This is a genomic window from Burkholderia sp. Ac-20344 (assembly GCF_017104975.1).
GTDB lineage: Bacteria > Pseudomonadota > Gammaproteobacteria > Burkholderiales > Burkholderiaceae > Burkholderia.
Window position 1 is genome coordinate 1 of sequence record NZ_JAAGPP010000170.1, and the last position, 16,955, is coordinate 16,955.

Below are 16,955 nucleotides of genomic sequence, written 5' to 3' on the forward strand. Positions count from 1 at the left end.
TGCCGCGCCGCCGGCGGCCGCGCCGGCCATCCCGCCGACACTGAACATGCCGTGCAGCGACGACATGATCGGCCTGCCGAGCGCGATCTCGACCGCGCTGGCCTCGGCGTTCATCGCGACGTCGAGCGTCGCCATCGAGAAGCCGAACAGCGCGAGCACGGCGAGCAGCACGGGAAAGTCGGGCACGACGAGGATCAGCGCCGCGCAGGCCGACATCACGAGCCCGCCCGCGAGGCACGCGGTGCGCGAGCCGACACGCGCGATCCAGCGCGCGATGGTCAGCATCGCGGCGATCGAGCCGACGGCGACCGCGAACAGCGCGATCGACAGCTGCCCGGGGCTCAGCGCGAACTTGTCGCGCACGGACGGCACGTGCACGCCCCACGACGCGAACATCATGCCGGCGACGAAGAACAGCGCCATCGACGCCACGCGCGCGCGCTGGCGGTCCGGCAGCGACAGCACGCGATGCGCGTCGGGCGGCGCGGCGAACGGGGACGACGATTCGGGGGAGGAGGATTCGGACACGGAAAGGCTCGTCAAAAGAAATGCGCGGACGCACGCGGCGCCCGTCGGACCCGTCCGATTCTATCGAACCGCTTACGATCGTGCCGGGCGATGGCCGTTCGGCCGATGATCCGGTGACCCGCGTTCGGCCGCATCGGCCGTTCGACCGATGCGCGGCGCACCGCGCCCGCGGGTAACATCGAAGCGTATGGCGTGCCCGGCGCGCCGCCCTTCGACCGCAGGAGTCCTCTTGAACATCGATCCCGCTTTCGCCGTGCATCTGCTGCACCGCTGCGCGCTCGGCACGCTCGCCACCCATGCGCGCGATCCGCAGGGTTTCCCGTATCCGACGGTCGTCCCGTTTGCACCCGATGCAAGCCATCGTCCCGTGATCCTGGTGAGCGGCCTCGCGGAGCACACGCGCAATCTCGCCGCCGATCCGCGCGCGGGCTTCCTCGTCGTCGACGCGCCCGATGGCGACGTGCTGAACGCCGAGCGCGCGACGTTGCTCGGCCGGTTCGTGCCGCTCGGCGACGATCCGCACGTCGCCGCGCGCTACCTGCGTTACGAGCCGGACGCCGCGCGCTATCTCGCGCTCGGCGATTTCACGTTCTGGGCGCTCGAGGTCGAGCGGCTGCGCTATATCGGCGGTTTCGGGCGCATGGGCTGGGTCGACGGCACGCATCTCGATGCGCTGCCGCAGCTGGCGTTCGACGAGGAGCAGGCGTTGTGGGACGCGTACGATGCCGGCGCTGCGCGCCGCGACGGGCTCGAACTGCTCGGCGTCGATCGCCACGGCGCCGACTGGCGCAATGACGGCCGCCGCGTGCGCACGCCGTTCGATACACCGTTGGCCGATACGGGCGCATTGCGCGAGCGGCTGATTGCGTGCGCGCGGGATGTGGCGTGACGTCGCGGATGCCGGCTTGTCTGCAGTTTGTCCGTTTAGCGAACCGCGCCGTCCGATTTTCGCAAAACTGTCGTCCGATGAAAGCTTTGATTTTTCAAAATGCAGGGTAATTGCGTATGTTGATAGACCTAATGGGCAATGGCTAATGTCCTAATCTCTGTACAGGAACGTAAAAATTTGAGAAAAGGCCGCGGCCGGTCAAAATGACACGTGTGAATTTCAATTGATCTCGGGATTTTCATGAATCTCGCTTCTATCAAATCTTTTTTGTGCTAATCTCTGCCTTCAAAAATCCGAGGCACATATATTTCATGAGTGGTGAGCTGGCTGCAGACCGGCGCCATTAGTCAGATAGAAAGGGAAACTATGTCTTCTTACAAGGACCTGCTGGCCCAGCGGGAGAAGCTGGAGAAGCAAATCGAAGAAGCGAAGTCGCGTGAATACGCTGAAGTGCTGAATGACGTGAAGCAGAAAATTGCCGACTACGGCTTTTCGCTCGCCGAACTCGGTCTCAGCCGCGCGAAGGCAGGCAAGGTTGGCCGTCCGCGCGCCGGCGTCGCCGCGAAATACCGCGATCCGGAAACGGGCGCGACGTGGTCGGGCCGCGGCAAGCCGCCGCGCTGGATCGCGGGCAAGAACCGCGAGCAGTTTGCGATTTAAGCGTTCGTTTAAATTGCCTGCTCTTCAAAAGAGCCGCGTGTCCGTCAAGGAGCGCGGCTTTTTTGTTTTCAGCGGCCGCCCCGCACATGACGTTGTCATGAAAATGTAATGATCCAGTGTGAATGGAAATGCGACCCGTTCGCATAAGCGATTGATTTAAATAAGAAATTTATGGGTATTGGCGGGAATCGCGAGGCACCCTTGATAGAATTGGGTATCGCTCACCGATATCCCATATTTCATGTCCACGTTTTCCGGCGACGCGCAGAGCGCAGATAAGCACGCGGTTGCACGCAAGAGCACGTTCGTCAGTATTGTGCTGAATGTCGTGCTTGCGACATTTCAGATCGTCGTCGGCGCGATTGCGCATTCGCAGGCATTGATTGCTGACGGGGTGCATTCGATTTCGGATTTGATCTCGGATTTTGTCGTGCTGGTTGCGAATCGGCATAGCGGCGCATCGCCGGATGCCGACCACAATTACGGACACAGCCGCTACGAGACCGTCGCATCGCTGTTTCTCGGAGCTATCCTGATAGTGGTCGGTGTCGGCATGCTCTGGCGGGCCGGCGACCGTCTCGTTAATCTCGAAAAAATCCCGGCGGTACATTTTTCTGCGCTGGTCGTCGCGCTGACGGTGCTCGTGTCGAAAGAGGCGCTGTTTCGCTACATGCTGCGCGAAGCGCGGCGCGTCCGCTCGGCGATGCTCGTCGCAAATGCATGGCATGCGCGTTCGGATGCCGCATCGTCGCTCGTCGTCGCGATCGGCATCGTCGGCAGCCTGGCCGGCGTGCGGCTGCTCGACCCGATCGCGGCGGCGATCGTCGGCTTCATGGTCGCGCGCATGGGCTGGACGTTCGGCTATGACGCGTTGCAGGACCTTTCCGACCGCGCGCTCGATACGACCGATACGGCCGAGATCCGCGCGCTGCTCGCAGCAACGCCCGGCGTGCGCGACGTGCACGACCTGCGCACGCGCAAGATGGGCGATGCCGCGCTCGTCGACGCGCACATCCTCGTCGACCCGAAGATCTCCGTCTCCGAAGGGCACTACATCGCCGAGACCGCGCGTGCGCGCGTGCTGACCGACCCGCGCGTGCTCGACGCGCTGATCCACGTCGACCCCGAGAACGACACGGCGCGCCGTCCGGCGCTCGCGCTGCCGCCGCGCGGCGAGATCGCGGCACGGCTCGAGGCCGCACTCGCGCAGCGCGGGCTGCATGCGGCGGCAATCAACCTGCATTACCTGAGTACGGGGCTCGAGATCGACGTGACGCTTGCGTGCGATCCGCACGACACCGATGCGGCGCTGGCCCGTCGGCTCGACGCCGACGCGCTGAAGCGCGAGTTCGGCGCGCGCCGGATCGGCTTCACGCGCACGGTGTCCGCGCAGGCGTGACCCGTCGCGGGCACGCGCGACGGCGGGCAGCCTGCGCGTTACAGCGGCAGTTGCGTGTCGAACTTGATCTCGCGCAGCACGACGCTCGTGCGCACCTGCGACACGGCGGGGATCTTGAAGATGCGTTCGTGCAGGAATACGTCGTAGGCCTTGATGTCAGGCGCGACGATCTTGAGGATGTAATCGGCTTCGCCGGTCGTGCTGTAGCACTCGGTGACTTCGGGGCAGGTCGCGATCTCGCGCTCGAACTGCTCGACGCCGCCTTCGTTGTGGCGGGTCAGGTGCACGTGCGCGAGCGCGCAGACGTGCAGGCCGAGCTTCTCGCGATCGAGCAGCGCCGTGTAGCGCTGGATCACGCCCGACTGTTCCATGTCCTTGATGCGGCGCCAGCACGGCGTGCTCGACAGGCCGACCTGGTCGGAGATTTCCTGTACCGAGCGGCGCGCGTCGAGCTGCAACAGGCGAAGGATTTTTTGCGAAAAGGAATCGAGCGTCACCTGCGCCTCCATGCGGCAGCTACAACACGCTGAATGTTAGAGGGCCGGGAAAGGAAAGGCAATCTGGCGTCGCGTTGCTGAGCGAGATTCGCTAATTTGCTCGCGGATCCGTGGGGTTTTGTCCCGCCCCCGCGTTTTCCGACCGATCGGTGTCCGACACCGCGAGGCCTGCGAGCGCGGCCTGCTGGCGGCGCAGGTCGGCGAGCATGTTACAGAACAGCGCGCCTTGCTCGATCGCGTCGTCGAGCGCGACGTGCGTGTGCGGATGGTCGTCGAACCAGTGCTTCGGAAAACGCGGCTTGATCGCCTTGCGGTACGGCAGGCCCGTCATCGCGAACGCGAGCGTCTTGATGTCCAGCGCCGACCACGAGAACGGGCAGCGCCCGGCGAAGCGCATCATGTACCAGAACATGAACGTGAAGTCGAAGCCGGCCGGCATCGCGACGAACACCGGCTTGCCGGGCAGCGCCTCGACCCACTCGACGTACGCGACCAGCGCCGCCTCGGGCGCCTGCAGGTCGCGCCGGCACGCGGCCCATGCTTCGGGCTCGGTCTTCCACCATGCTTCCTGCACCGGGTGCGCCTGCGCGCCCGGCAGCGTTTCGAGGTTGGCCGAGAACGTCGCGATCAGCTGCTTGTCCTCGGTGTAGGCGGCCGACGCGAAGCTCAGCATCGAGTGCGGGCCGGGAATCGGGCCGTCGGCCTCGACATCGGTGCTGACGTAGATTTCCGGGATGGCGGTCTGGTTCATCCGAATACCTTGTCGGACACGAACGGGTTCGTGCGGCGCTCGTCGCCGAACGTCGACACGGGGCCGTGGCCCGGCACGAACGTCACGTCGTCGCCGAGCGGCCACAGCTTCTCCTTGATCGAGCGGACGAGATCCTCGTGATTGCCGCGCGGGAAATCGGTCCGGCCGATCGAGCCCGCGAACAGCACGTCGCCGACGATCGCGACGCGATGCGCACGGCTGAAGAACACGACGTGGCCGGGCGTGTGGCCCGGGCAGTGATAGACCTCGAGCGTCTCGTCGCCGAACTGCACGGTGTCGCCGTCGTTCAGCCAGTGGTCCGGCTCGAAGGTTTCGGCGGCCGGAAAGCCGAAGCGCTCGCTCTGCATCGGCAGCTTCTCGATCCAGAAGCGCTCTTCTTCCTGCGGCCCCTCGATCGGCACGCCGTAGTGCGTCGCGAGCGTCTTCGCGCCCGCGCAGTGATCGATGTGCCCGTGCGTGAGCAGCACCTTCTCGACCTGCACGTTCTGCCGCGCGACTTCCTGTTCGATCCGGTCGAGATCGCCGCCCGGATCGACGACGGCGGCGCGGCCCGTCTTCTCGCAGACGAGCAGCGAGCAGTTCTGCTGGAACGGCGTGACCGGAATGAGCGTGACTTTCATGGAGGCACCGGCGGCTAAAAGGAGCGATTGTACCGGTCGCGCGGGCCGCTTGCCGGTCGCGCGATGCGCGCCGCGGCGCACGGCTACGGGCATTCCCGGAGCATGTCGATTGTTACAGCCATAGCGAGAATCAATGGTCTGTCGGGGAGGCTTTTCGAGATGGCGTTTTGATTTATGTATAATGCGCCCCATTGAGCGTGAGTTTCACGCAATTCGCTGGTGTTTCGGCCCCGTTAAAAAGGGGTGTCGGGAGCACCGTCAAGCATCAGCCGCCGGGGAGTCCGGCGGTGTATCCAGCACCGAATATTCGGTGCTCACGTCTTGTCCGGCCGGGCGCTGCGCGCCCGCCTGCGGCCCTGCTGCCGCGCCGCCGGATGAGGCCTGTGCCGCCGTTCCTGTGCGTCGGTCGTATTCGACGCGCGCGAACGTGAAGCCATGTTCGATGGCGGCATGTGGGGTCTGGTCAGGCTGTTGGGGACAGGTTGCGCCAGACGTGAAAACTAATCAGGACGGTTGCGGCATAGACGAATGCCGCGCCCATGCTAGCCGCCTGCTCGCATCCGAGCGGGGCGTGCACGCATTTGCCGTCCGGGCCGCGTGTCTGCGTTGTGAAGCAGCGTTGTAAGGGAGCGGCCCGAACCAGAAGGCGACACGTCGATGAATTTACGTTTTCCGAGTCGATTCGGGACTATTGCATTGTTTTTTGCGCTGACGGGCTGTGCGGTGCCACCCAGCCAGACCACCGGTAGCGCGAACCAGAAGAACGCCGTCGACAAGACGGCCGCCGCCGCGAAAGCGGATAGCGACAAGCAGTTGAATTTCGATTCCGCGCTGGCGTCGATGCCGGCTGCGGACAACAAGGACGCGAAGAAGTCGTCGCTGGCGGACGCCGAGCCGATCGACGGCAAGGATGTGTCCGACTTCCGCCAGACGGGCCGCGCATCGTGGTACGGGCGGGATTTCCACGGCCGCCGCACCGCGAACGGCGAGCGCTTCAACATGAACGCGCTCACCGCCGCGCACCGCACGCTGCCGCTGTCGTCGTACATCAAGGTGACGAACGCGTCGAGCGGCAAGTGGGTCGTCGTGAAGGTCAACGACCGTGGGCCGTACAAGCGCGGCCGTGTGCTCGACCTGTCGTATGCGGCCGCGAAGCTGATCGGCCTCGTGCACGCCGGCACGGGCCGGGTGAAGATCGAAGGGCTCTCGCCGCAGGAAGCGCGCGAGGCACGCGACGAAATGCTCGCGTCGATCTCGACGAAGTAACGCAGCGGATCGACCGCTCATGCAAAAGGGCTGCCCTCGGGCAGCCCTTTGTCTTTCCGGCACGGCGCGATGCCGGCGCCGGTTTCCCGGCGCCGGCCGGCTCGCGCGTCAGCTTTCATCCTTCAGCGCAAGCGCGCGCGCATACAGCGTGTTGCGCGACACGCCCGTCAGCGCCGCCGCGAGCTTCGCCGCGCTCTTCACCGGCACCTCTTCCAGCAGCAGCCTGAGCAGTGCGTCGTGCGCGGTGTCGTCGGCTTCGCCGCGCGCCGCCGGCGCGCCTTCGACGACCAGCACGAATTCGCCGCGCTGCCGGTTCGCATCGCCGGCGAGCCAGGTCTGTCCTTCGGCCAGGGTGCCCTGGAACAACTGCTCGTGTAGCTTGGTGAGCTCGCGCGCGATCAGCAGCCGGCGCGCGGGGCCGAACGCATCGGCGAGCGCGGCGACGGTTTCGACGATCCGGTGCGGCGCCTCGTAGAACACCAGGGCATACGGGTGCGACACCAGCGCCTGCAGCGCGGTCGCGCGCTGCTTCGTCTTCGGCGGCAGGAAGCCTGCGAACGTGAACGCGCCGGCCCAGTCGCCGGCCACGCTCAGCGCGGTCACGGCCGCGCTCGCGCCCGGCAGCGGGATCACCGCAAAGCCGGCGGCGCGCACCGCGTCGACGAGCCGCGCGCCGGGATCCGAGATGCCGGGCGTGCCGGCGTCCGATACGTAGGCCACGCGTTCGCCGCCGCGCAGCAGGTCGATCACGCGCTGCGCGGCTTCGCGTTCGTTGTGCTCGTGCACGGCAACGAGCGGCTTCGAGATCCCGTAGCGGGCGAGCAGCTGGCCCGTGTTGCGGGTGTCTTCGGCTGCGATGCGGTCGGCGAGGCCGAGCACGTGCAGCGCGCGCAGCGTGATGTCGGCGGTGTTGCCGATCGGCGTGGCGACCACGTAGAGCGCGGCGTCCGGGTAGTGCTGCGTGTGCGCGAGTTCGAGGAGGGCAGTCATGGCAGGCAATGCACGCAATCGCGGCGCAAGCGGAACAAGGACGGCATTGTGCCACGTGGCGCCGGTGCAGCCGGGCGACGGCCGCGGTTTGCCGCGCGCGGGCGACAACTTTTCCGGCGCGGCGCGATCCAAACCGGTCGGCGCGGCGTTCGAGCAGCGTGCGCGGCAGTTTCTCGAGCGCCGCGGCCTCGCGTTCGTCGCGGCGAACGTGACGATGCGCGGCGGCGAGCTCGATCTCGTGATGCGCGAGCCCGACGGCATGCTCGTGTTCGTCGAGGTGCGCGCGCGGCGCAGCGTCCGGCATGGCGGCGCGGCCGCGAGCGTCGGCTGGCGCAAACGGCGGCGCCTGGTGGCGGCCGCGCTCCAGTTCTGGGCGCGGCACGGTGCCGGTGCCGCGTGCCGCTTCGACGTCGTCGCGTTCGAGGCCGGGCAGCTCGCGTGGCTGCGCGACGCATTTCGTGCCGACGATGCGTAGCCGCGAGCTGTGACGAGATGTAAAGAGTTCTTGCCGGACCCCCGGAGAGCGTGCCGGAGTACGGTAAACTCGGCGCACCCACGATGTCGCGCGATGCGTGCCACGCGCCCAGTTCACCAGGAATCGATGTCAGTCGAACGTATTCAGCAACATTTTCGCGACAGCGCCGCGCTTCACGCCGAAGCGGCCGACGCGCTGTCGCTGCCGATCGCAGCTGCGGTCGATGCGATGTTCGCCGCGCTGGCGAACGGCAACAAGATCGTCGCCTGCGGTGACGGCCCGTCGGCCGCCGCCGCGCACTACCTCGCCGTGTCGCTCGTCGGCGGCTTCGAGCGCGAGCGTCCGGGCCTGCCCGCGATCGCGCTGGCCACCGACGCGTCGCAGGGCGGTCTCGCGGGCGCGGTGTCCGCCGATCAACTGTTCGCGCAGCAGGTGCGCGTGCTTGGCCAGACCGGCGACATCCTGCTGGTGCTCGATCCGGCCGGCGCGTCGCCGCGCGTGCTGGCGGCGATCGACGAAGCGCACGAGCGCGAAATGACCGTCGTCGCGCTGACGGGCGGCGACGGCCATGCGGTCGCCGCCGCGCTGTCCGACACCGATATTCCGATCAGCGTGCCTGCCGTTCGTGCGGCGCGCATCCACGAAGTCCATCTGCTGACCATCCACTGCCTGTGCGACGGCATCGACGCGATGCTGCTGGGTGAGGATTGAACGAAGGAGAGCCGTCGATGAATCAAAGCCGCGTCAAACAGACGCTCGTCAGAACCACGCTGCTCGCTGCGCTGACGGCGGGCCTCGCCGTATCGCTGCAGGGTTGTGTGCTCGGGGTCGTGGGTGCAGCGGCCGGCGGCGGCGCGCTGATCGCGACCGATCGCCGTACGCTTGGCGCGCAGACGGAGGATCGCGAGATCCAGGTCAAGTCGCTCACGCAGATCAACAACGGGCTGCCCGACCAGTCGCACGTGAACGTGACGGTGTTCAACCGCCGCGTGCTGCTGACGGGCGAAGTGCCGAACGATGCATCGAAGCAGCGCGCCGAGGAAATCGTGCGCGGCATCAACAACGTGAACGGCATCGTCAACGAGCTGTCGGTGGAGCCGGCATCGTCGCTGTCGTCGCGCGCGAACGACTCGTACCTCGAAGGGCGCGTGAAGTCCGAGCTGATCGCGACGAAGGGCATCTCGGCGAACTACTACAAGGTCGTCAGCGAACGCGGCAACCTTTACCTGATGGGGCTCGTGACGGTCGACGAGGGCAATCGCGGCGCGGAAGCCGCCAGCCAGGTGCCGGGCGTCGAGAAGGTCGTGAAGGTGTTCCAGTACGTGAAGCCGCAGGACGCGCAGGCGCTGCAGAACGCATCGCCCGCGAGCGGCGCGTCCGGTGCTGCCGCTGCGCCGGTTGATACCGCGACGGTGGGCGCCGTGCCGGACGCGTCGGTGCAGTCCACGCCGCTGCAGCCGCCTGCGCCGATCTCGAATTCGTCGAGCGTGCACCCGGGCAACCCAAAGGCCCCGTCGCAATGAAGGGCATGCAGATGAAGCAGGTGAAGCAGGTGAAGCAGGTGAAGCAGGTGAAACAGTGGATGGTGCAGGGCGCCGCGGCCGTGGCGCTCGTGGCCGGCACGCTGGGCGCCGCGCACGCGGATGTCGGCGACGGCCTGAAGGTGGCGCGCGGCAACGCGTGCATGGGCTGCCACGCGGTCGACCGCAAGCTCGTCGGCCCGTCGTTCAAGGATGTCGCCGCCCGCTACAAGGCCGATCCGCAGGCCGTGGCAAAGCTGTCGAAGAAGGTGAAGGAGGGCGGCTCGGGTGTCTGGGGCGCGATTCCGATGCCCGCGCACCCGCGCATGAGCGACGCCGACGTGCGTTCGGTGGTCGAATGGGTGCTGGCCGGCGCGCCGTCAAAGTAACGTTTCAGGGGTGACTCAACCCCTATTGCCAAGCGCGGAAACGCGTGTGTATGATGGTTGACTGTTGGGGCGGTAGCTCAGCTGGGAGAGCGTCGCGTTCGCAATGCGAAGGTCGGGAGTTCGATCCTCCTCCGCTCCACCAACGGAATTCGAAGGCCCGATCGCGAGATCGGGCCTTTTTGTTTTTGCGGTTCCGCGACGGCAGGCCGCGCCCGCGCGCCGCGTCCGACGTGGCGGGGCAGTGCGACCGGTGGCCGGTCAGGTCAGCAGTTCGTGCACGAGCTTGAACGTCGGCACCGACAGCGCGGCGAACGCTACCGTGATGACCGCGAGAATTGCTGTTCTTTTCCGCAGCAGCACGCAGATGACCGCCGACAGCACGGAGAACGCGCAGGTCAGCAGGATGATCCACCAGAGCGCCGCGTAGCCGGCGCCGCCTTCGAAGGTCGATACGTTCCGTGTTATCAGCGTCGCGATGTAGCCGGCGACGGTCATGCTCGCAGGCAGACACAGCACCGAATACAGGACGAAGACGGTGATCTGTCGCGGAGTCGGATCGGAAGACGTCATGGCGAGCGATTCAGGTTCTGATGGTCGATGGCGCGGAACCGGTCGTCGCGTGGGCGGGACCGTCGGGTTCGCGTAGCCGGCAGGACGCGGGCGTTTTCTATGTTTGGCAACCGGCCACCTGCCGTGAGCCGCCCGCATCTGGCGAGGCACGACCGGCGCCCACTACTATTCAAGCGCATCGTGGCCCGCCGATCCGTCCGGCGCGCACCGCACCGCGTGATAGTGCCGCCGCGCCTTCGCCACGTTGCCGCAAGTCGCCATGTCGCACCACTTGCGACGCCCCGTTTTCGAGCTGTCGATGAACAGCCACGCGCAATTCGAGCCCGCGCACATCCTCAGCCGTCCGTCGGGCAACGCTTCAAGCAGCTTCACCGCATCGAGCGCGAGCCGGTGGGCCGGCAGGAGCAGGTCCGCCGGATCAGCCGGATCGTCGAATCCGATGCGCCCGGCCGTCGCGATCAGCCTCCGGCCGCTCATCGCGCGTTTCCATGCCCGCTCGAGCGTTTCCAGATCTGCTGCGGCCACCGGTGCGCCGTGCGAGAGCGCACCGAAGAGGCCGAACAGCGCTTCACGCAGGTGCTTCGCGTCGCGCAGTGCGCGCTCGGCTGCGCTAGGCGCTTCGGCTGCGCGAGCCGCGAGCCGCTCCACGTCGGGCGCGGGGCAGACCGACGATCGCGCCAGCCACGCGAGCCAGGCGTTGTAATCCGGCAGCCAGTCGCGCGGCGTCTGATCGCGGCCGGTCACCGTGTTGATGAAATCGAGGACGGGGTGGCCGCCAACGAAATCGCGTGCCTCGAACAGATGCGCTTCCATAACCGGTGAAATGCTGGACATGGGTTGAATTGATGCTAACCTTTAATAGTTGTTTCAAAGGTTAGCATATCCGATAGCCCGTGCTTGTGCGAGGAGAGCGCATGGAGACGTCGACGGCATCACCCGGCCTGCGGGCCGCCCCTTCGCAAACCGGCGACGCCCGGCTCGTCGAGTTCATCGCCGCCCCCAGCAGCCTCGGCCTGAGGCCGAACAGTGCCGGGCTTGAACCGGAGACCTGGCGTGCCCCGGAAGTGCTGCTTGCGACCGGCCTTGCCGCGCGCGCCGGTGCGAGTGTGTCGCGGCTCGTGCATCCCGCCTATGCGTTCGCGCCGCAGTCCGGAACCCGTATCCGCAACGGCACGACGATCCGCGATTTCTCGCTCGACCTTGCCGGGCGCGTCGCCGACGCGCGCAGGCGGCAGGTCTTTCCGATCGTGCTCGGTGGCGATTGCAGCGTCCTGCTTGGGTGCCTGCTGGGAAACCGTCGCGCGGGTGGCAATGGGCTCGTGCATGTCGACGGGCACAGCGACTTCTTCCATCCTGGCAACTACGACACCTCGAAGCGGCTCGGTTCCGTGGCGGGGATGGACCTCGCGCTGTCGACCGGCCGAGGGGAGTCGTTGCTGACCGACTGGCCGGACTTCGACGGCCCGCTCGTCGACGATCTCGACGCATGCCAGGTGGGCGAGCGCGATTCCAAATCCCGCGACTTCGAGGCCGCGTATGGCGACATTGCCCGCACGGCGATCTCGCGCATCACGATCCAGCAGTTGCTGGCGCGCGGGCCCGCCGCTGTCGCGGCGGAACTGGTCGACTGGCTCGGCGCGCGGGCGCTTGGGCAGGCGTGGCTGCATGTGGATCTCGACGTACTCGACCAGTCGCACCTGCCAGCCGTGGATTCGCCCGGCTCACCGGGGCTGGACTTCGACGGGCTCGACGCGCTGCTCGGCCCGCTCGTTGCGTCGGGGCGCGTAGCAGGGATCGACTTCACCATCTATGACCCCGGGCTCGATCCCGGTCTCGCGCATGCGGATCGCATCGCGCGCAGTATCGGGCGATGCGCTGCCGCGCTGCCGGCACGGTGCGCCTGACGTCGTGGGCGAGCGGGGCCGGGCCGTTGCTCGATCGCATCCGGGCGCGATGACGAACCGTCGGCGACCTCGCCCTGTCGCCTCACCCCCGCCCGAAACTCGGCCGCTTCGGATCGTACGTCCACCCCGGCACGAGATAGCGCATCGCGACCGCATCGTCGCGCGCCGTGCCGCCGACTTGCCGATAAAGCGCATGCGCGGCCTCGACCTGCACCCTGTCGAGCTCGATCCCGAGCCCCGGCCGCTCCGGCACGGCCACCTGGCCGCCGACGATCTTCAGCGGCTCGCGCGTGAGCCGCGCATCGCCTTCCTGCCAGATCCAGTGCGTGTCGATCGCGGTGATCGTGCCGGGCGCGGCTGCCGCCGCATGCGTGAACATCGCGAGCGACACGTCGAAGTGGTTGTTCGAGTGCGAGCCCCACGTGAGCCCCCAGTCGCGGCACAGCTGCGCGAGCCGCACCGAGCCCTGCATCGTCCAGAAATGCGGGTCGGCGAGCGGGATGTCGACCGCCTGCAGCCGCACCGCGTGATCCATCTGCCGCCAGTCGGTCGCGATCATGTTGGTCGCGGTCGGAATGCCCGTCGCACGGCGGAATTCGGCCATCACCTCGCGGCCCGAATAGCCGCCTTCCGGCCCGCACGGATCCTCCGCATACGCGAGCAGGTGGCCTTGCCCGCGGCACAGTGCGACGGCCTCGTCGAGCGACCACGCGCCGTTCGGATCCAGCGTTGCGCGTGCATCCGGAAAGCGTGCCTTGATCGCCGCGATCGCTTCCATCTCGTCCGCGCCAGCCATCACGCCGCCCTTCAGCTTGAAATCGGCGAAGCCGTAGCGCTCGACCGCGGCTTCGGCCTGCCGCGCGATCGCGGCCGGCGTGAGCGCTTCCTCGTTGCGCAGCCGGAACCACGGGACGCGCGCCTGCGCTTCGTCACGATACGGCAGATCGGTGCGGCCGCGATCGCCGATATAGAACAGGTACGCGAGCATCGGCACCGCGTCGCGCTGCTGCCCTTCGCCGAGCAGTGCCGCGACCGGCACGTCGAGATGCTGGCCGAGCAGGTCGAGCAGCGCGGCCTCGATCGCGGTGATCACGTTGTCGAGCCGCAGGTTGATCTCGTGCGGCTGGCGCAGCACGGCCGCTTCGCCGGCCGACGTCACTTCGTGGCGGATCGTGCGGCCCGCACCCGCACCCGCACCGGACAGCGCCGCGCGCACCGCGTTGAGCGTCGCCTGGTAGCGTCCGATCGACTGGCCGACCACGAGATCCGTCATGCGCTCGAGCGCGTGGCGGATGCCTTCGCCGCCCGGCACTTCGCCGACGCCCGTGTGTCCGCTGCTGTCGTCGAGGATCACGAGGTTGCGCGTGAAGTACGGCGCGTGCGCGCCGCACAGGTTGAGCAGCATGCTGTCGCGTCCGGCGACGGGGATCACCTGCATGCGCGTGACGCGCGGGGTGCCGGCACGGCGGGATTCGGACATCGGTTCGCTCCTGGTTCCGGTGGTGCGCGGGCCGCCGGCTGCGCCGGCGCGGCCCGTGCCGTTCATTGAAGCTCGACGCGACGGATGTCGCCGACGACGAACAGGTAGCAGATCACGGCGACGAGCGCGTGCGCGACGACATAGACGAGCGCGCCGTTGAACGAGCCGCTGCGGTCGACGATGTAGCCGATCGCGATCGGCGTCGTGATGCTGGAGAGGTTGCCGCACGTGTTGAGCAGCGCGCCGCTCAAGCCCGCAATCTGGCGCGGCGCGGTGTCGGCGTTGACGGCCCAGCCGAGCGCGCCGAGCCCCTTGCCGAAGAACGACAGCGCCATGAACAGCACGACGAGCACGTGCGAATCGGTGTAGTTGCAGACGATCATCGACATCGACAGCAGCATGCCGAACACGATCGGCACCTTGCGCGCGACCGACAGCGAGCGGCCCTGCTTGAGCAGCGCATCGGACACGACGCCGCCGAGAATCCCGCCGAGGAACCCGCACACGGCCGGGATCGACGCGACGAGCCCCGCGTTGAGGATCGACATCCCGCGCGCCTGCACGAGATAGACGGGAAACCACGTGATGAAGAAATAGGTGAGCGCGTTGATGCAGTATTGCGCGACGTACACACCGATCAGCATCCGGCTTTTGAGGAGCGCCTTCACGTGGCGCATCGACGGGCCGCCGTCGCGTCCGCCCGTCGCCTGGTCGATGTTGACGAGCGCACCGCCTTCGGCGAGGTAGTCGAGTTCCGCGCGGTTGATGGTCGGGTGGTCCTTCGGGTCGTACATCGTGCGGTTCCACACCAGCACGAACGCGAAGCCGAGCAGGCCCATCACCGCGAACACCGACTGCCAGCCGAACGCGTGCACGAGCCAGCCCATCAGCGGTGCGAACACGACGGTCGCCGCGTACTGCGCGGCGTTGAAGATCGCCGACGCGGTGCCGCGTTCGGCGGCGGGGAACCACGCGGACACGATCCGGCTGTTGGCCGGGAACGACGGCGCCTCGGCCGCGCCGACCAGGAAGCGCAGCCCGAACAGCAGCGCGAACGCGGCCGCGCCGCCGAAGAAGCCGATCGTGCCCTGCAGCAGCGTGAACAGCGACCAGAAGAAGATGCTGAACGCATAGACGATGCGCGACCCGTAGCGGTCGAGCAGCCAGCCGCCCGGCAGTTGCGCGACGACATACGACCAGCCGAACGCGGAGAAGATGAAGCCGATCTGCACGTGGCTCAGGTGCAGTGCGCGGGCGAGGCTCGGGCCCGCGATCGCGATCGCCGCACGATCCGCGTAGTTGATCGTCGTGACCGCGAACAGGACGGCCAGCACCAGCCAGCGCACGCGTGTGCGCCGGGCCGCTGCCGACGCGGACACCGGCAGCACGTGAAGCGGATTCATGACTTGTCTCCTCCGAAGGGCGGAAGGGTGCCGTCGTGCGGCAGGCGCGTCGGTGCGCGCGTGATGTGTGCAAGTGCCGCTGGCACGAGGCCGGGCACCGGACGCCGATGCAGGCGGGGCGTCCGGGCCATTCTGTCATGTCGAAAGTTGCGCTTTCATGCCAATTGCTGACTTGATCGATTCACGATTTGAATCGATCGCTCAGACCCGTGCGTTGTCCGAGGGGGCGCCATGATGGCGCGCCACGTGCTGCGCGAGAAACTCGACGGCGGCGCGCACGCCGGGCAACTGGCCGCGCCGGTGCGGCATCAGCAGCGTCGTCGTGACGGTGCCGGCGTGCCAGCCGGGCAGCACGCGCACGAGATCACCGGACGCGAGCGCGGCGCCGGCGATCCAGTCGGGCAGGCACGCGATGCCGAGGCCGGCCGTCGCCGCCTGCAGCAGCAGCGTCGATTCGTCGGCCTGCAGGCGCAGGCGCGGCGTCACGTCGACGGTGTCGCCGCCGCGTTGCAGCTGCCACGGCTGCTGGCCCGGTTGCAGCCCGTCATGCTGCGCGAGATCGGCCGGCGCGTCCGGTGTGCCGGCACGCGCGAGATAGGCCGGTGACGCCACGGCGACGATCGGCGATGTCGCGAGCAGCCGTTGCACGAGCGCGGAATCGGGCAGCGGCGCGAAATGGCTGCGCACCGCGATGTCGAAACCTTCCTGCGCGATGTCGACGAGGCGGTCGCTCGCATGGATCTGCAGCAGCAGCTTCGGGTGCGCGATCGCCAGCGCCGGCAGGCAGGGCGCGAGGATGTGCTGCGCGACCGGCACCGAACTTGTGATCCGCACGACGCCGGCCGGCTCGGCGGCTTGCCGCAGCACCGCGTCGCGCGCGCTTTCGGCCTCGATCACTGCCGCGCGTGCATGTTCGAAGAATTCGGTGCCGACCGGCGTGAGCCGGAAGCTGCGCGACGTGCGATGCACGAGCCGCGCGCCGAGCGTGCGCTCGAGCGCGGTGAAGGCCCGTGGCTGCTGGGCACACGGCGCACGCTGGCCGACGCGTACTTCGCGGGGATCGCGCGCTGGGCCGACTATCACGCGGTGTTCGAGCCCGAAGCGTTCCCGCGCATCGCGGCACTGCGTGCGCGGCTCGCCGACGATGCAGGCGTGCAGTTCGCACATGCGATCGAGGGAAACCTGCCGCTGCCGGCGTCGTCGGCGTTCGAAGGGCATGTGTCGCTCGACGATGCGCTGGCAAGCGCACGCGACATCGCGACTCCGGCCAGGGCGATCTGACCCGCGTCGTGATCGCCCGAAGGGATGGAATGGGCTGACGATAATTTTTACCCGGATGATATTGACATCCAATTTATACCCGGATAAAAATAGCGCCATTCCGATTCCAGCCCGCGGGCGACCACGATGACCACCACCACACTGCTTCCTTCCTACACGGCTTTCGACGGCCACCGGCGGCTCGCATCGGGCCCGCTCGCGACGGTCGCGCTCGCGGTCCGGCAGGCTGCCGGCGATGCGATGCCCGCCACGATCCTGATCTTCGACGATGCGACGGGCCGCTCGATCGACCTCGACCTGCGCGGCACGGCG

Annotated in this window: 19 protein-coding genes, 1 tRNA gene and 2 pseudogenes; 12 read left to right on the forward strand and 10 right to left on the reverse strand. The window is 67.5% G+C overall.

Features of this window, described 5'->3' with window-relative positions; genetic code table 11:
• Window positions 1-465: pseudogene (locus tag G3N64_RS33665) on the reverse strand (MFS transporter); the annotation flags it as partial.
• 292 nt (window positions 466-757) lie between these two features.
• On the opposite strand from G3N64_RS33665, the gene G3N64_RS33670 reads away from it, so the two are divergent.
• From G3N64_RS33670 to G3N64_RS33680, 3 genes are all read left to right on the forward strand, one after another.
• On the forward strand, window positions 758-1,417 hold the full coding sequence (locus tag G3N64_RS33670; RefSeq protein WP_205788023.1) for a pyridoxamine 5'-phosphate oxidase family protein: 660 nt from the start codon (window positions 758-760) through the stop codon (window positions 1,415-1,417).
• Between the two features lie 366 nt (window positions 1,418-1,783).
• Complete coding sequence (locus G3N64_RS33675) at window positions 1,784-2,077, forward strand: H-NS histone family protein (protein ID WP_006491875.1); 294 nt, start codon at window positions 1,784-1,786, stop codon at window positions 2,075-2,077.
• Window positions 2,078-2,318: 241 nt separating this feature from the next.
• The gene (locus tag G3N64_RS33680) at window positions 2,319-3,476 is read left to right on the forward strand and encodes a cation diffusion facilitator family transporter (protein WP_205788024.1); all 1,158 of its coding nucleotides are present in this window, start codon (window positions 2,319-2,321) and stop codon (window positions 3,474-3,476) included.
• 38 nt (window positions 3,477-3,514) lie between these two features.
• Here G3N64_RS33680 and G3N64_RS33685 read toward each other — a convergent pair whose 3' ends face one another.
• The 3 genes from G3N64_RS33685 to G3N64_RS33695 form a co-directional block, all read right to left on the reverse strand.
• Window positions 3,515-3,985: an Lrp/AsnC family transcriptional regulator gene (locus G3N64_RS33685; RefSeq protein ID WP_006477376.1), complete on the reverse strand. Its 471-nt coding sequence runs from the start codon at window positions 3,983-3,985 to the stop codon at window positions 3,515-3,517.
• A gap of 79 nt (window positions 3,986-4,064) precedes the next feature.
• Window positions 4,065-4,724, reverse strand: a complete 660-nt coding sequence (locus G3N64_RS33690; RefSeq protein ID WP_059601885.1) for a hypothetical protein — start codon at window positions 4,722-4,724, stop codon at window positions 4,065-4,067.
• Window positions 4,721-5,365 (reverse strand): MBL fold metallo-hydrolase, encoded by a 645-nt coding sequence (locus tag G3N64_RS33695; protein WP_043185095.1) that lies wholly within the window; start codon window positions 5,363-5,365, stop codon window positions 4,721-4,723. The genes G3N64_RS33690 and G3N64_RS33695 overlap by 4 nt, the downstream gene beginning before the upstream one ends.
• A gap of 657 nt (window positions 5,366-6,022) precedes the next feature.
• Here G3N64_RS33695 and G3N64_RS33700 point away from each other — a divergent pair.
• Window positions 6,023-6,631, forward strand: coding sequence for a septal ring lytic transglycosylase RlpA family protein (locus tag G3N64_RS33700; protein WP_205788025.1), 609 nt, complete (start codon window positions 6,023-6,025; stop codon window positions 6,629-6,631).
• A gap of 108 nt (window positions 6,632-6,739) precedes the next feature.
• On the opposite strand, the gene rsmI is transcribed toward G3N64_RS33700, so the two are convergent.
• Window positions 6,740-7,621 carry a 16S rRNA (cytidine(1402)-2'-O)-methyltransferase gene (rsmI, locus tag G3N64_RS33705; RefSeq protein ID WP_205788026.1) on the reverse strand — a complete coding sequence of 294 codons (882 nt, stop codon included), beginning with the start codon at window positions 7,619-7,621 and terminating at the stop codon, window positions 6,740-6,742.
• A 46-nt stretch (window positions 7,622-7,667) separates the two neighbouring features.
• Between rsmI and G3N64_RS33710 the strand changes: the two genes are divergently transcribed.
• The 5 genes from G3N64_RS33710 (at window position 7,668) to G3N64_RS33730 (ending at window position 10,147) form a co-directional block, all read left to right on the forward strand.
• Window positions 7,668-8,096 (forward strand): YraN family protein, encoded by a 429-nt coding sequence (locus tag G3N64_RS33710; protein ID WP_205788034.1) that lies wholly within the window; start codon window positions 7,668-7,670, stop codon window positions 8,094-8,096.
• A gap of 126 nt (window positions 8,097-8,222) precedes the next feature.
• Window positions 8,223-8,807 (forward strand): SIS domain-containing protein, encoded by a 585-nt coding sequence (locus G3N64_RS33715; RefSeq protein WP_069246887.1) that lies wholly within the window; start codon window positions 8,223-8,225, stop codon window positions 8,805-8,807.
• Between the two features lie 17 nt (window positions 8,808-8,824).
• Window positions 8,825-9,619, forward strand: coding sequence for a BON domain-containing protein (locus G3N64_RS33720; RefSeq protein ID WP_205788027.1), 795 nt, complete (start codon window positions 8,825-8,827; stop codon window positions 9,617-9,619).
• A 5-nt stretch (window positions 9,620-9,624) separates the two neighbouring features.
• Complete coding sequence (locus G3N64_RS33725) at window positions 9,625-10,005, forward strand: c-type cytochrome (RefSeq protein WP_241021343.1); 381 nt, start codon at window positions 9,625-9,627, stop codon at window positions 10,003-10,005.
• 66 nt (window positions 10,006-10,071) lie between these two features.
• Window positions 10,072-10,147: transfer RNA gene (locus G3N64_RS33730), tRNA-Ala, on the forward strand.
• A 116-nt stretch (window positions 10,148-10,263) separates the two neighbouring features.
• Here the strand turns inward: G3N64_RS33730 and G3N64_RS33735 are convergent.
• Window positions 10,264-10,575 (reverse strand): hypothetical protein, encoded by a 312-nt coding sequence (locus tag G3N64_RS33735; protein WP_205788028.1) that lies wholly within the window; start codon window positions 10,573-10,575, stop codon window positions 10,264-10,266.
• Window positions 10,576-10,740: 165 nt separating this feature from the next.
• Entirely contained in the window at window positions 10,741-11,388 is a 648-nt protein-coding gene (locus G3N64_RS33740; protein WP_205788029.1) for an ABATE domain-containing protein, read from the reverse strand.
• Between the two features lie 101 nt (window positions 11,389-11,489).
• On the opposite strand from G3N64_RS33740, the gene G3N64_RS33745 reads away from it, so the two are divergent.
• The gene (locus tag G3N64_RS33745; RefSeq protein ID WP_205788030.1) at window positions 11,490-12,479 is read left to right on the forward strand and encodes an arginase family protein; all 990 of its coding nucleotides are present in this window, start codon (window positions 11,490-11,492) and stop codon (window positions 12,477-12,479) included.
• Between the two features lie 82 nt (window positions 12,480-12,561).
• Here the strand turns inward: G3N64_RS33745 and G3N64_RS33750 are convergent, their stop codons facing one another.
• The 3 genes and pseudogenes from G3N64_RS33750 to G3N64_RS33760 form a co-directional block, all read right to left on the reverse strand.
• The gene (locus G3N64_RS33750; protein WP_205788031.1) at window positions 12,562-13,959 is read right to left on the reverse strand and encodes an enolase C-terminal domain-like protein; all 1,398 of its coding nucleotides are present in this window, start codon (window positions 13,957-13,959) and stop codon (window positions 12,562-12,564) included.
• Between the two features lie 62 nt (window positions 13,960-14,021).
• Entirely contained in the window at window positions 14,022-15,362 is a 1,341-nt protein-coding gene (locus G3N64_RS33755; RefSeq protein ID WP_205788032.1) for an MFS transporter, read from the reverse strand.
• Window positions 15,363-15,563: 201 nt separating this feature from the next.
• Window positions 15,564-16,358: pseudogene (locus G3N64_RS33760) on the reverse strand (LysR substrate-binding domain-containing protein); the annotation flags it as partial.
• Here G3N64_RS33760 and G3N64_RS33765 point away from each other — a divergent pair.
• Window positions 16,326-16,643, forward strand: coding sequence for a glutathione binding-like protein (locus G3N64_RS33765; RefSeq protein ID WP_241021342.1), 318 nt, complete (start codon window positions 16,326-16,328; stop codon window positions 16,641-16,643). The pseudogene G3N64_RS33760 and the gene G3N64_RS33765 sit on opposite strands and share 33 nt — an antisense overlap.
• Window positions 16,644-16,769: 126 nt before the next feature.
• A partial coding sequence (locus tag G3N64_RS33770) for a DUF2239 family protein (protein WP_205788033.1) occupies window positions 16,770-16,955 on the forward strand: 186 nt, incomplete at its 3' end.